The 13,404-nt window shown below is 41.7% G+C and carries 18 protein-coding genes and 1 tRNA gene; 9 read left to right on the top strand and 10 right to left on the bottom strand.

What is annotated here, in order from left to right:
* On the bottom strand, positions 1 to 1,131 hold the full coding sequence (locus tag ACOOE0_RS07045; protein ID WP_420401762.1) for a glycerate kinase: 1,131 nt from the start codon (positions 1,129 to 1,131) through the stop codon (positions 1 to 3).
* 167 nt (positions 1,132 to 1,298) lie between these two features.
* Here ACOOE0_RS07045 and ACOOE0_RS07040 point away from each other — a divergent pair, with 167 nt between their 5' ends.
* Both ACOOE0_RS07040 and ACOOE0_RS07035 read left to right on the top strand, forming a co-directional pair.
* Positions 1,299 to 1,997: an SIMPL domain-containing protein gene (locus ACOOE0_RS07040; protein WP_420401761.1), complete on the top strand. Its 699-nt coding sequence runs from the start codon at positions 1,299 to 1,301 to the stop codon at positions 1,995 to 1,997.
* Positions 1,998 to 2,031: 34 nt separating this feature from the next.
* Positions 2,032 to 2,523 carry a DUF6265 family protein gene (locus tag ACOOE0_RS07035; RefSeq protein WP_420401760.1) on the top strand — a complete coding sequence of 164 codons (492 nt, stop codon included), beginning with the start codon at positions 2,032 to 2,034 and terminating at the stop codon, positions 2,521 to 2,523.
* Here ACOOE0_RS07035 and ACOOE0_RS07030 read toward each other — a convergent pair.
* Both ACOOE0_RS07030 and ACOOE0_RS07025 read right to left on the bottom strand, forming a co-directional pair.
* Positions 2,517 to 3,101 carry a TetR/AcrR family transcriptional regulator gene (locus ACOOE0_RS07030; protein ID WP_420401759.1) on the bottom strand — a complete coding sequence of 195 codons (585 nt, stop codon included), beginning with the start codon at positions 3,099 to 3,101 and terminating at the stop codon, positions 2,517 to 2,519. The two genes, ACOOE0_RS07035 and ACOOE0_RS07030, sit on opposite strands and share 7 nt — an antisense overlap.
* 36 nt (positions 3,102 to 3,137) lie before the next feature.
* Positions 3,138 to 3,887 (bottom strand): SDR family NAD(P)-dependent oxidoreductase, encoded by a 750-nt coding sequence (locus ACOOE0_RS07025; RefSeq protein ID WP_420401758.1) that lies wholly within the window; start codon positions 3,885 to 3,887, stop codon positions 3,138 to 3,140.
* 134 nt (positions 3,888 to 4,021) lie between these two features.
* Between ACOOE0_RS07025 and ACOOE0_RS07020 the strand changes: the two genes are divergently transcribed.
* Complete coding sequence (locus ACOOE0_RS07020) at positions 4,022 to 4,594, top strand: pentapeptide repeat-containing protein (protein ID WP_420401757.1); 573 nt, start codon at positions 4,022 to 4,024, stop codon at positions 4,592 to 4,594.
* 11 nt (positions 4,595 to 4,605) lie between these two features.
* The gene (locus tag ACOOE0_RS07015; RefSeq protein WP_420401756.1) at positions 4,606 to 4,959 is read left to right on the top strand and encodes a hypothetical protein; all 354 of its coding nucleotides are present in this window, start codon (positions 4,606 to 4,608) and stop codon (positions 4,957 to 4,959) included.
* 6 nt (positions 4,960 to 4,965) lie between these two features.
* On the opposite strand, the gene ACOOE0_RS07010 is transcribed toward ACOOE0_RS07015, so the two are convergent.
* Positions 4,966 to 5,439: a CBS domain-containing protein gene (locus ACOOE0_RS07010; protein ID WP_138836249.1), complete on the bottom strand. Its 474-nt coding sequence runs from the start codon at positions 5,437 to 5,439 to the stop codon at positions 4,966 to 4,968.
* Positions 5,440 to 5,561: 122 nt separating this feature from the next.
* On the opposite strand from ACOOE0_RS07010, the gene ACOOE0_RS07005 reads away from it, so the two are divergent.
* The 4 genes from ACOOE0_RS07005 (at position 5,562) to ACOOE0_RS06990 (ending at position 9,960) form a co-directional block, all read left to right on the top strand.
* Positions 5,562 to 7,841, top strand: a complete 2,280-nt coding sequence (locus ACOOE0_RS07005; protein ID WP_420401755.1) for a M28 family peptidase — start codon at positions 5,562 to 5,564, stop codon at positions 7,839 to 7,841.
* Complete coding sequence (locus ACOOE0_RS07000) at positions 7,834 to 8,643, top strand: SDR family oxidoreductase (protein ID WP_420401754.1); 810 nt, start codon at positions 7,834 to 7,836, stop codon at positions 8,641 to 8,643. The genes ACOOE0_RS07005 and ACOOE0_RS07000 overlap by 8 nt, the downstream gene beginning before the upstream one ends.
* 122 nt (positions 8,644 to 8,765) lie before the next feature.
* Complete coding sequence (locus tag ACOOE0_RS06995; RefSeq protein WP_138836255.1) at positions 8,766 to 9,140, top strand: hypothetical protein; 375 nt, start codon at positions 8,766 to 8,768, stop codon at positions 9,138 to 9,140.
* A gap of 124 nt (positions 9,141 to 9,264) precedes the next feature.
* Positions 9,265 to 9,960 carry a hypothetical protein gene (locus tag ACOOE0_RS06990; RefSeq protein WP_420401753.1) on the top strand — a complete coding sequence of 232 codons (696 nt, stop codon included), beginning with the start codon at positions 9,265 to 9,267 and terminating at the stop codon, positions 9,958 to 9,960.
* 3 nt (positions 9,961 to 9,963) lie between these two features.
* On the opposite strand, the gene ACOOE0_RS06985 is transcribed toward ACOOE0_RS06990, so the two are convergent.
* Entirely contained in the window at positions 9,964 to 10,461 is a 498-nt protein-coding gene (locus ACOOE0_RS06985; protein ID WP_420401752.1) for a nuclear transport factor 2 family protein, read from the bottom strand.
* The gene (locus tag ACOOE0_RS06980) at positions 10,451 to 10,954 is read right to left on the bottom strand and encodes a hypothetical protein (protein ID WP_420401751.1); all 504 of its coding nucleotides are present in this window, start codon (positions 10,952 to 10,954) and stop codon (positions 10,451 to 10,453) included. Before ACOOE0_RS06980 ends, ACOOE0_RS06985 begins: the two co-directional genes overlap by 11 nt.
* A gap of 64 nt (positions 10,955 to 11,018) precedes the next feature.
* On the opposite strand from ACOOE0_RS06980, the gene ACOOE0_RS06975 reads away from it, so the two are divergent.
* Positions 11,019 to 11,963: an NAD-dependent epimerase/dehydratase family protein gene (locus ACOOE0_RS06975; RefSeq protein WP_420401750.1), complete on the top strand. Its 945-nt coding sequence runs from the start codon at positions 11,019 to 11,021 to the stop codon at positions 11,961 to 11,963.
* Between the two features lie 3 nt (positions 11,964 to 11,966).
* Here ACOOE0_RS06975 and ACOOE0_RS06970 read toward each other — a convergent pair whose 3' ends face one another.
* From ACOOE0_RS06970 to ACOOE0_RS06955, 4 genes are all read right to left on the bottom strand, one after another.
* Positions 11,967 to 12,257 carry a hypothetical protein gene (locus ACOOE0_RS06970; protein WP_420401749.1) on the bottom strand — a complete coding sequence of 97 codons (291 nt, stop codon included), beginning with the start codon at positions 12,255 to 12,257 and terminating at the stop codon, positions 11,967 to 11,969.
* Positions 12,258 to 12,299: 42 nt separating this feature from the next.
* The gene (gene moaC, locus ACOOE0_RS06965; RefSeq protein ID WP_420401748.1) at positions 12,300 to 12,728 is read right to left on the bottom strand and encodes a cyclic pyranopterin monophosphate synthase MoaC; all 429 of its coding nucleotides are present in this window, start codon (positions 12,726 to 12,728) and stop codon (positions 12,300 to 12,302) included.
* 4 nt (positions 12,729 to 12,732) lie between these two features.
* Entirely contained in the window at positions 12,733 to 13,173 is a 441-nt protein-coding gene (locus ACOOE0_RS06960) for a molybdenum cofactor biosynthesis protein MoaE (RefSeq protein ID WP_420401747.1), read from the bottom strand.
* A gap of 150 nt (positions 13,174 to 13,323) precedes the next feature.
* Positions 13,324 to 13,395 (bottom strand) — tRNA-Arg (locus ACOOE0_RS06955).
* Between the last annotated feature and the right edge of the window lie 9 nt (positions 13,396 to 13,404).

Here is a 13,404-nt window from a genome sequence, read left to right as displayed (position 1 = left end):
CTATCCTACTTCTAGTAGCTTCGCAAAATTGAAACTGGCTTGTTCCAAATTGGAAAAACTGTTGGCCTTGGCGTCCTCCAAACTCCCCACTTGGTTAAGCACGGAAACAGCATAGTCCAAGCCCATTTCCTGAATTTGTTGAATAGAAGCATTAACGGATCCGCATAAAGCCGCCACTGGAATTTGGCGGGTCTTTGCCATCTTGACCACTCCAGCTATGGTCTTTCCTGCAGCAGTCTGATTATCCAATTGTCCTTCTCCGGTAATCACCCAATCTGCATCTTCTAAGGCCAAATCAAAATCTGCCATTTCCAAGACCAAATCCACTCCCGAGACCAATTGGGCATTTAAAAAAGTCATGGCTCCTGCGCCCATTCCCCCGGCGGCACCCGCGCCTGGCACATCCCGAACATCTTTACCAAAATGGGATTGCAGCACATTGGCAAAATTCTCAAGGCCTTGATCCAGTATTTCAATTTCTTCAGGCGAAGCTCCCTTTTGTGCTGCATAAACATGGGCGGCCCCATTTTTCCCATACAACGGATTGTTTACATCACAAGCCACCTTAACTTGAATTTTCTTCAACAACCCTGAAGTTTCATCATCCACAATCTTATTTGCATGGACCAAATTCTTGCCCACAGGTTGCAACCGATTTCCATTGGCATCCAAAAACGCATAGCCCATGGCCGATGCCATTCCCATTCCGCAATCATTGGTAGCACTCCCCCCAATGCCTAAAACAATATGCTGCGCTCCTTTTTGCATGGCATCCAACAGCAATTGCCCTGTTCCCAAAGTGGTGGTATGCATGCAGTTCATTTCCTCTTTCCGTAGCAGTTTGTAGCCAGAGGCTTCAGACATTTCTATGTAGGCGGTTTGTTTGTCTTGGGATAATAAATAACCCGCTTCGATATCCCTAAACAAGGGGTCTTTAACCTTGATTGTTTCCAAAGATGCCTTTAGGTAGTCTTGAACCACCTCCAAAGTACCATCTCCGCCATCTGCCAAGGGTTTTTTAAGTATTTGCGATTGGGGAAACACCCTTTGGATCCCTTTTTCAACAGCCTCACAAAACTGTGACCCTGTCAAGGAACCTTTGTATTTATCGGGTGCTATCACAAACTTCATAGGAAATTCTTAACTGAACAAGCGGGGCAATCCCATGCTCAATATTACGATGAAAGGGCTTAAAACCCAAAGGAATCCATCATAAGCGCGCAACTTTATATAGTGCGTATACATATTAAGTTTACTTTTGGAACAGAAGTTGCATATCCCCCACTAAAATCAGTATCATGAAAAAATTTATAACACTATCCTTATTTATTGCCTTAACCATGACCACGTATTCACAGACCAAAAACTTTTTGGATATTCCATATTTAGAAACCTCAGCCAGGGTGGACACCTTGGTTACACCGGACAAAATTTTCCTGAATATTACCATTCAAGAAAAAGATTCCAAGGGACGCAAATCCGTGGAAGAGCAGGAAAACAAGATGGCCAACAGCCTTAGGGCGTTGGGCATTGATTTGGAAAAACAATTGGTGATCAAAGATTTGAGCAGTAATTTCAAAAAGTACTTTTTACGACAAAAAGAAGTTTTAAAAAGCAAGCAATATTCCCTTTTGGTCCACTCTGGAAAGAAAGCTGCCGAAGCCTTGATGGCCTTGGAAAAATTAGGCATCGCCAATACCTATTTGGAAAAAACCGAGTACTCCAAAATGGAGGAACTGGAGTTGGAGCTCAAGTCCAAAGCGGTGGCAAAGGCCAAGAAAAAAGCTGAGGCGTTAACTGCTCCCCTTGGACAAAAAGTAGGAGCTGCCATTCATATCATGGACACCTCTACTCCCTATTATCCAAGATATAACCAACCCAGAATGGAGATGAAAACCATGTCCATGGATGCGAGCGAAGCCCAACCGCTTGACATCGATTTTGAAAAAATCAAAGTGGAAACTTCTGTGAACATCAAGTTTGAATTGTCCAAATAAACGCGCCTCATTCGTCCTTTAAAAAAAGGACATCATGAGACTTTTAATACCGCTTTTACTTTTGAATTGGGGTTTGACCCATGCTCAAAACACTCTGCAATTGGAAGAAGGGGAATCTTCCCCAAATGCCACTTTGGATGGGGTCGCCTGGATAGAGGGATCATGGCAGGGTGAAGCTTTGGGGGGAAAGGTCGAGGAAATTTGGAGTCCCCCTTTGGGAGGATCCATGATGTTTTCGTTTAAGCTGATTTATGAGGGTAAAATTTCCTTTTACGAGTTTGGGCATATCCAAGAAAAGGACAATACCCTTGTACTGCAACTCAAACATTTTAATGGGGATCTGACCGGCTGGGAAACCCAAAAGGAGACAGTTGATTTTAAGCTGGTAAAACTGGAAAAAGACAAGGTCTATTTTGAAGGTCTTACCATGGAAAAACTGGATGAGGACGAAATGCGGGTATCTGTGGTGATAGGAGAAGAAGGAAAAACGAAAGAGCTGGTTTTCAATTACCGAAAGTACTACTGATCTAAAATGAAAAGCCCCGTATCCAACATCTTTTTAAGCCTGATCGGGTCGGGGTCTACCTTGGCCACTACACGCATGCCACTGTAGAGGGTATAGAGCATTGCGGCCACACTTTCTGCGTCCATATCCTTATGGAATTCCCCTTCTGCAATTCCTTTTTGGATGCATTGGGCAAAAAAATGTTCCATATTGGACTTGTTCTCATTCAAAATTTGAAGCAATTCCCCATCTCCCGGGATAAGTTCTGTAGTGGTATTGACCACAAAACATCCTTTTCGGAATGGATCTTCCATGGATTCCCTAATGGACATATCAAAAAGTTGTTGAAACCCTCCTTTGACACTTGGTGCCTTTTCAAACAGGCTGCGGAGCATATCACTGGTAGCATTCCTATAACGGGAAAATGCCCTGTTGAACAATTCCTCCTTTCCACCAAAAGTGTCATAGAGACTTGCTCGGTTAATACCCAAACGCGAAACCAAATCTTGCATTGATGTGGCATGGAACCCCTTTTCCCAAAAGAGTTCCATGGCCTTGATCAATATTTCCTCTTCATTGAATTGTTTCGTTCTTGGCATATATTTTGGAATATATGTTCCAAATTTATTCAAAAACTAAACCTGCGCCAAACCGCCATCCACCGGGATTTCAGCACCGGTAATATAGCTGCTGTCTTCAGAAGCCAAAAACAAAGCTGTTGTTGCAACTTCTGATGACGTGCCAAACCTTCCAAGCGAGACCATGGACGGTAGACTGGAAGCCATTTGATCCACATTTTCTTGAGGCACATTATGTTTTCCGTAAAGTGGCGTATCAATGGGGCCAGGAGCAATTGCATTGACTCGGATACCCTTAGGTCCAAATTCGGCAGCCAATGTCCTGGTCAAGGACCGAAGTGCTGCCTTACTTGATGCATAAGCAGCCATTCCCGCAAAACCCTTGACATTGACTATGGAGGTGTTGAATATAATGCTGGCTCCCTCATTCAAATGCTCATAGGCGGTCTTCACGGTAAACAAAGGTCCTTTGACATTTATGTCATAAACCTCATCATAAATATCCTCAGTCAGTTCATTGATTCCCTCTAGACGAAATACGCCTGCATTTAGGAACAGAATGTCAATATTTCCATATGTTTCAATGGTTTTTTCAATCAGCCGCTGGCTGTCCGCAGTGCTGGAGGCCTCTGCTCTTACCAAAAGATATTCTCCGGAAAGCTCTGTTTTGAGCGCTTCCAGTTTTTCCTGATTTCTTCCGGTCAACACTACCTTAGCGCCTTGTTCCAGATACTTTTTGGCGGTTGCCAAACCTATTCCGCTTGTGGCTCCTGTTACTACGGCCACCTTGTTTTCGAGTTTTCCCATTTTAAAGTAATTTTTGATTTATATTTTATTTTGGAACGTTCATTCCAATACAAACATATACATTTTGGAATGATTGTTCCAAAATAAATCCAAGCTTTAACATTTATTTATCTTTATACTTCAATTCAAAACCCATGAACCTTCCCTTTATCGCTGACAAGACTTTTAAAAATCAAGATTTTTCCCAAACCCGATTGGATAAGGGAGAATATGAAAATTGCGTTTTTGAAGGTTGTAATTTTTCAGAGGGCTATCTGGACAACCAAAACTTTATGGAATGCCAATTTGTGGATTGCGATATGACCAATGCGAACATAAAGCACACCATTTTTAAGGAAACCGAATTCCATGGCTGTAAGTTGGTAGGGCTACGTTTTGAAGATTGCAATGATCTTTTGTTCAGTGTCCGGTTCCATGGTTGCAATCTAACCTTAAGTTCCTTTTATGGCTTAACCCTGAAGGCCACACCTTTTTTGGATTGTATCCTTGGCGGTGCTGACTTTACGGAGGCCGACCTTAGTCAGGCTGTTTTTTCCCAATGTAATTTGGAAAATGCCATTTTTGAGCTTACCAATCTGAACGGAGCCGACCTGTCCTCTTCTTTCAACTTGAATATAGCTCCAGAACGGAATCAGCTTAAAAAAACAAGATTCAGCAAGGACAATCTGATCGGTTTATTGAAAAAATACGATATTGTTGTGGAGTAAATGCAGTAGATATGTCCGAGAAGAAGTGTTTGGAATGTGGTGATGTGCTCGTTGGGCGAATTGATAAAAAGTACTGTTCCGATCATTGCCGAAATGCCTATAACAACAGGCTAAACAAGGACAGCAAAAACCTGGTCCGAAACATCAACAATCGGTTACGTAAAAACTACCGCATCCTGGATAGTTTTCCTTTAAAAGAAGGAAAAACCAGGACAACAAAAATGCGTCTGATGGACAAAGGTTTCGATTTTGAATACATCACAAACCTTTACACCACCAAAAAAGGAAGCACCTATTATTTTGTGTACGATCTAGGTTATTTGCCATTGGACAATGACAATTACATCATTGTAAAACGGGAGTAGCCAGAATTACTTTTTCCAATTCTGGGCACTAAGCTTCAGCGCTGCGATCACAATATCCTTTCTACTGATCTGTCCCACCAGAATATCATTCTTCATCACAGGAAGCCTGCGGCGATTGTGCTTATCAAAAACACCAGCAGCGTCAAAAATGCTCATATCGTGCGGGATGGTCTGCACATTTTTAGTCATGAATCGCTCCACGCTCTTATCCAAAATGGGTTGATTGAAGTATCGACTTTCGGAAATTTGCTTCATGCAATCCGCCTCGGAAATAATTCCTACCAAAAACCCATTTTTATCCATCACCGGACCACCGGAGATATGATATTTGGCAAACGCCTCCATCACTTCCAAAATAGACTGTTCCGGTGAAAACGTGACCAATTTTTTGGTCATATAGTCCTCCACAAGAATTGGCGCATCATATTCCTTCTTTGAAGCATCTTTAGATCGAACACCTTGAAAACTCTTGATTGCCATATCATTTACTTTTAGGGTTGATTAATAAATATAGGCTTTTTTAACGAATTATTTAAATTATTGGCAATGAACGTGCTAAGGTTTAAGAATTTCATATTTTTGGGAGCCAACTTAATCGAACTATGAAATTTTCTAAAAATCTTGCACTACTTCTGCTGGTTTTCTCTGTGTATTGGAGCTATCGGGCCCTAATGCCGCAATACAGAGGTGATGTTGACAAGGCACCTCAAACTTTCGCTACAGATAGGGCTTTGGAACATGTGAAAAACATATCCAAAGAGCCTCATGGAGTCGGTTTTCCAGGACATGAAAATGTCAAAACCTACATTATCTCCCAACTTAACAAATTAGGGTTGCAAACCACTACCCAAGAGGGGTATACTGCGGGGGATTGGGCCAGTCTTTGCAGGGTGACCAATATTCTGGCCAAAATAGAAGGTTCAGGGAACGGGAAAGCTTTGCTTTTACTCACCCATTACGATAGCAGTCCCCACTCCTCGTTAGGGGCTAGTGATGCGGGCAGTGGTGTGGCCACCATTTTGGAAGGAGTACGGGCCTTTTTATCTGAAAACAAAACGCCCAAAAACGATATTATCATTCTTTTTTCAGATGCAGAGGAATTGGGACTTAATGGTGCCGACCTGTTTGTAAACAAACACCCTTGGGCCAAGGATGTGGGACTTGTCCTAAACTTTGAGGCAAGAGGTAGTGGCGGCCCCAGTTACATGCTCATTGAGACCAATCGGGGCAATGCTAGATTGATTGAGGAATTTACCAAGGCCAGCCCAAAATACCCAGTGGCCAATTCTTTGGCCTATAGCATCTATAAAATGTTGCCGAATGATACGGATCTCACGGTTTTTAGGGAAGATGGGGACATTCAAGGCTTTAATTTTGCCTTTATTGATGACCATTATGATTATCATACTGCCTTGGACACCTACGAACGCCTTGATAGAAATACACTTGCACATCAAGGCAGTTATTTAATGCCTTTATTGGCCCACTTTAGTGAAGCTGATCTTGATCAGCTAAAAGCTGAGAGTGATTATATCTATTTCAATCTTCCATTTTTTAGATTGATTTCCTATCCTTTTTCTTGGATATGGCCTATGCTAATCGCAGCAGTTCTCATTTTTCTATTCCTTTTGGGCTATGGTCTAAAACATCAAAAACTCAACTTCATAGATATAGGGAAAGGATTTGTTCCAGCATTGGTTTCACTTATAATCAATGGAATCCTGGGTTACTTTGCTTGGTCCATGATCACTTGGTGGTACGGGGAATTCAATGATATGCTTCATGGATTCACCTATAACGGGCATCTCTACATTGTGGTTTATGCCATGTTTTCAATAGCTGTTTGTTTTTGGGTATACCATAAATTCCGAAAAATAAAAACGGCCAACCTTTTGGTCGCACCCATTTTTCTATGGCTGATTATTTGCATATTGGTTGGGATGTACCTTAAGGGAGCCAGTTTTTTTATAGTTCCCTTGTTTGGAACCTTAGCGGCCCTAATGGTCCTTATCAATCAAGATAAACCAAATCCATTGTTGCTGGTTTTCCTAGCCTTGCCCGCTATCTTTATCCATGCTCCCTTCATTAAAATGTTTCCTGTTGGACTCGGTCTTAAAATGATGGTAGCGGCAACAGTATTTACCACCTTGTTGTTCTTTTTGGCACTCCCATTTCTAGGTCAACTCAAAAACAAAGAGCGGTTTGCCTATGTATTCCTTTTCCTGTTCTTTGCTTTTGGTATATCAGCCCATATAAATTCCAAATTCTCCGCAGAAAAGCCCAAGCCTAGTAGCTTACTCTATGTGTACAATGCGGATAACGACTCCGCAGTTTGGGCAACCTATGATAAAAGCCTGATTGATTGGAACGCACAGTTTTTGGGAGAGGGAAAAAGGAAAGTAGATTCTGGGGATTACAATGCACTAGCAAGTAAATATGGTACAGGGTTCAGATTGGTCAAAGAGGCTCCCAAAAAGGACATCCCTACCCCTTGGATAGACACACTCCTGGATACCATTATTGGGAACGAGCGCATTCTAGAGCTTTGTGTTACCCCTAAAAGAAAGGTCAACCGATTGGAAGTATTTACCAATGACATCCAACTTAATGCGGTCAAGGTAAATGGGATTATCCTTTCTGATAGTTTTCTCGCCAATCGAAAACAAAGACTCATTACACATTATATCAGTAACAATGACTATACGGAATTGGAGTTGAGTTTTCCGAAAGACAAAAAGTTGGAGTTGACGTTTTATGAGTCCTCCAATGATCTCCTTTCCCATAAAGATTTCACCATTCCGCCACGACCCGACTACAGCATTCCAATGCCCTTTGTTTTGAACGATGCGATCTTGGTAACAAAAACCTTGCGATTTGACTGAAAAAATTGGGATTTTAGGGTGTGGGTGGCTTGGCTTTCCATTGGCCAAGTCGCTAATACAGAAAAATTACGAGGTGCATGGGACCACCACATCTTTGGATAAGTTGGAATTACTTAAAAATGCTGGCATTAATCCATATGTGGTCTCCTTATCAGCGTCTAAAATAGACGGGGAAATCCAAGATTTTTTATCTCAAATTGATACACTCATCATCAACGTTCCGCCAAGATTAAGAGGGACAAACCAAGAGAGTTTTATTGCCAAGATGCAATTGCTTCATAAGGAAATTAAAGGCTCGTCGGTATCAGGGATTATCTTCATCAGTAGTACAGCGGTTTATGGGGATGTAAGTGGTGAGGTCACTGAAGCAACACCTACCATGCCCAATACTGAATCTGGCAAGCAACTGGTACAGGCGGAAAAACTCTTCCAGACCGATGAAGCCATCAGAACCACAGTTATACGTTTTGGAGGACTCATAGGACCAAAAAGAAATCCCGTGACCATGCTATCTGGAAGAACAGGTCTCCGTAATGGGCATGACCCCATAAACCTCATTCACTTGGAAGATTGCATCCATATGATCATTACCATCTTGGAAAAAGGGTACTGGGGAGAGCTGTTCAATGGGGTTTACCCCCATCATCCTGCTAAACAGGATTTTTATACGGAACAGGCCCAAAAACTGGGCATTCCTGCACCCATCTACCTCGAGGATTCCAATAAAAACCCAGGGAAAACTGTCGTTAGTAAGAATTTTCTTGATAAACCCCATATGTTCAATACCTCTATAGCTTTGTAGTTGACCACACAGACAACACATTTCACAACAATTAAGATAAATTTAAGTTAATTAAACTCTTGGTTTCTAATATGTTACGACTGACAGCGTTAACTTTATATAAGCATTAAGTTATACATGTCATGGGAAATTCAAGATTAACAACAAGAATCTTGATGGAGATGGAGAATTTGATTACAAAAAGTAGTACAAGAGAAAACATAACCTCAAGATTTCAAGAATTACATCAGTCCATTTTGAGAAAGCATTACAATGCGGCCGATGTGGAAATTGACTATCACAATCACCGCATAAAAATGGATGTGGTCCTTGATGATGGTGAATATGATCCAAAAACCATCAATATGGTGGTATCTACAATGCCGGTAAATCTCTTTTATAAAAATCTATGCGATTTTCTAAAATCCTGTCTTTCAAAGGATGTTAAGAGTTTGGCATTTTATGCCAGTTTATTAAAACAATACACGGATAAGGACATTGCCATGATGGCTCTGTAAATCAAAAAACTTGCTAGTGAAAAAGATGTCCACAGGGCATCTTTTTGTTTTTGATTCATATAGTATTCTTTAACAGCATCATACCAATAATTTTTTTAGTTTTGGCGCACCTAAACGTGAACAAATGAAAAAGTTAGTTGTGTTGTTGCTCTTGTTCGTAGGCTTCAACGGAATTTCCCAGACACAAAGTGAGCTATTAAAACACTACCAAGACTACTATCAGGAGATGCGCTTGCAAGGTGACATCAATGGAGTTATAGGGGCACTTACCCACTTGAATGTTTTATCCCCTTCCAAACAACGAAAAGATACTTTGGCCTTTGTGTACATGAACAACGGTCAACACATGCAAGCCTTAAATACCATTGGCATAGAAAAAAATGGTGATGACTCTGATTTGGCCGTACAGGTAAAAGCTGTTTCCCTAAAGGCCCTGAATCAACCTAAGCGTGCCTTGGAGCATTTCGAGATTCTTTTTACGAGAACTCCTTCTGCTTATCTCGCCTACGAATTGGCTGATCTAAAAATTCTGACTGGTGATGTAGAGGGTGCAACCGCTAATATTGAGTATGGTATTACCAACGCCCAAGATGATATGAAATATGCCTTTTATGAAAGGCAACAACCCTACGAAGTTCCTTTAAAGGCTGCCTTTTATCACCTACAAGGGTTGGTTATTTACAACAAGGACAAAAGCAAGATAGACGACGCCATTGCCTCTATAGATGAAGCGCTTAAAATAGATGCCAACTTTAACCTGGCAAGTTTGAGCAAACAAGCTTTGGAATCCAGAAAAGAAAAACCGGAAGGAGAAAATTAAGATCTATTGCTTGCGTAGCTCTAGCAAAAGCAAACTGTCTTTTTCTTTTTTGAGCTCGATCAATTCCGACACGTTTTCGTTGGGAACGGCTATGGACAACACATAATGGGCAATCTTCCATTGCCCATTTTCTTTTTTTAGGGCTCCAGAGCCCCTACATAGTTTCATCTGGGTATCCAACAACTCATCAAACCAAGCAAAATCTTTGGACTCGTTGATATAAATATTTCGCTCCACAGCGGTAAAACTCCATGCCTTTCCGCGATCAAAATAGGGTTTGGAAAACTCCCTAAATTCCTTGTTTTGCCAATTTTCAGTGGCATCTGTTCCCAAAAACACCCCATCATCCGTCATTCTGGAAAAATAACCTTCAAAATCGGCATTGGAAGCCGCCAAATGCCATGCATCCAGCAGTTGATCTATCTGTTGCTTATCATCAGTTTGGGCTTGTAAGGATACAGCGCAAATCATCCAAATCAGCATCAAGAAACTACTCTTCATCCAAAATCAGTTTTTTGTCCAATTGACTATTAACAACAACATTGAGTTGCGCCCGCATGGCGTTATAGGCCTTGATCATCTCAATGGTAGGCTCCGTTGTCTCACTATTATTAAGCACGTGGGATTTGGCTTTGAACAAATAGGTCTTTACCACCCTTAACCGACTCTTGATCTCAAAGGCGTCAAACATTGCTGGATACTGCGATTTCTCCAACAGGCTTTGTTTATCGATCAAATCATCCAGTGCCAAAGCAAGATCTTCGTTGTTCCTGGCCTTGTACAAGACATCAAAACTTGAGTTGAATGCCCTAAATTCAGGCCAGTCTTCCAACAGCTCGTTAGCCTTGGTATTCAAAACCGTTCGTTGTGGCATCTTTTGATAGTTGAAAACAAGTTCTTCAAAAGTGGACTCCTCCTGGCTTGCATTCTTATCCTTGCATCCCAATCCCATTAGAACAATTCCTGCTGCCAATAACCCTAACAATTTTCGCATGGACGAATGTACAAATTTTAATAAAGGCTATCTTTACGGGCTAACTCAATTAACTTCATTTTAAATGCAAAAACCAATTCTTATTCTTGGAGCATGCGGTCAAATTGGCACGGAGCTAACCATGGAATTGCGCGCCAAATATGGGAAGGACACCGTAATAGCAAGCGACATTAGGGAGGGAAGTGAATCCCTTATGGATTCAGGTCCCTTTGAGCTTTTGGACGCTACCAATTATGAGGCTATTGAAGATGTGGTGATGCATTATGAGATTGATGAGGTATACCTCATGGCAGCCATGTTGAGCGCCACAGCTGAAAAATTCCCCATGCGGGCCTGGAACCTTAACATGAACTCTTTGTTCAATGTTCTCAACTTGGCAAAAGACAGGAAAATCAGTAAAATCTTTTGGCCCAGCAGCATTGCCGTTTTTGGACCAAATACACCTAAAGAGAACACCCCCCAAAGTACAGTTATGGAACCTAGCACGGTATATGGCATTAGCAAGCAATCTGGGGAACGCTGGTGCGAATATTACTTCAACAAGTTTGGGATTGATGTCCGTAGTGTTCGTTATCCAGGACTTATAAGTTGGAAGACCATGCCGGGCGGTGGTACCACAGATTATGCGGTTGAGATCTATCACAAAGCTTTGGAAACGGGGCAATACAACTGTTTTCTTAGGGAAGACACTAAGCTCCCCATGATGTATATGGATGATGCCATCAGTGCAACCTTGAATTTGATGGAGGCAGATACCGCAAAAATCACTGTGAGATCATCCTATAATTTGGGAAGCATGAGCTTTAGCCCAAATGAAATTGCCCAAAGCATCAAAGAGCATATTCCGGAATTCCAGATGGATTATCAACCTGATTTTAGACAGCAGATTGCTGATTCCTGGCCTTGCAGTATTGATGACAGTTTTGCCAAAAGGGATTGGGGTTGGCAACCCAAATTTGATTTGGACAGCACCACTACTGAAATGTTGCGCAATTTAGGTCAGAAGTGAGAGCTATTCTTCCTCCGAGCTAAATCCATGCGCTGATGAATTGTCCATTCCAAGAACTGTGGCATCCGCTTCATCAAAATTGATGATAGTGCGTTGAAGTTTTGAACTGATTTTGACCAAAAAAATAGTATCAATGGTGGTCACTTCAACCGCTTCAATAGCCTCTCCTTTGATATTCTTAAACTTAATGATATCCCTGTCCCCATATCCATCAGGATACTTTTGAACTAAAAGTTGAAGTACCCCAGGGGTAAGCTTTTTATAATCGATAATGACTCTCTTAGGATTGGACATCGGAGCGAGTTTATCATCAATTGCCTCTTAAAATTATAAAAATTATCCGTTGTGGATATCCGATTTGCCCCCGGTCTTCTTTAAAAGCTTGATGTGATGTATTTCCACACCTTTATCAATAGGCTTGAGCATGTCGTACATATTCAGTGCCACAACGCTTGCTCCGTGCATGGCCTCCACTTCCACTCCTGTTTTATAAAAGGTCTGCACCATCACTTCAACGGCAATTTCCAAACCGTCAATAGTGTAATCAATTGCGCAGTGTTCCACTGGGAGTGGATGGCAATCCGGAAGTAAGTCTGCGGTTTTTTTAACCCCTAAAAATCCTGCGGCCTTGCTCATGGAAAAAACATCGCCCTTGGGAACCGTACCATTTTGAATGGCCATTATGGTTTCTTGTCTGCTAACCTTGACCACTGCTTGTGCAATGGCAGTCCTATGGGTGGATTGTTTTTGGGTAATATCTACCATAGGTTTAAGTGTTTACCTTCCATTGATAGGAATCATCCTCAAAAATCTCTTTTCCAAAAACGGGAACCTGCGCTTTTATCTCCTCCACAACATAACGAATGGCGTCAAAAGCAGTCTTTCGATGCGGGGACGATACAAATACAAACAGACAAAGTTCTCCCACCGGAACTTTGCCCAAACTGTGGTAAATATGCATGCAGGTAAGGTCGTATTGGTCAAACGCGCTTTCCCTGATCAGATGGAACTTTTGGTTGGCCATTTCCTCATAAGCTGTGTACTCTATGGCCTCCACAGTTTTGCCGTCAATTTTATCGGCCCTAACCTGCCCCAAAAAAATATCATGTGCCCCAATCTGGGTCTTATGTTGATGATGCGCTATGGATTCCGCAATAAATGAGGGGTTTATGGCTCCCTCAACAAACACGTTTTTAACCTTCTTTTCCATTTAGGAACTGTTTTTTGCTAAGGTAACCAAGAAATGGGAAAGCTGAAGAAAATTTGTAGCCCCAGCAAGAATTGCCGCAACCAAGTACGGCATAAACATCGATTCCAAAGCCTTGCTTTGGGTGCTGAACACCTTTGCGTGTCTACTTTGTAGCCCCGGCAAGAATCGAACTTGCATCTAAAGTTTAGGAAACTTCTATTCTATCCATTGAACTACGGGGCCATTCCCATA

Origin of the sequence: Flagellimonas sp., from assembly GCF_965215805.1 — a bacterium.
Taxonomy (GTDB): Bacteria; Bacteroidota; Bacteroidia; order Flavobacteriales; family Flavobacteriaceae; genus Flagellimonas.
This window is presented reverse-complemented; position numbering and strand designations above follow the sequence as displayed.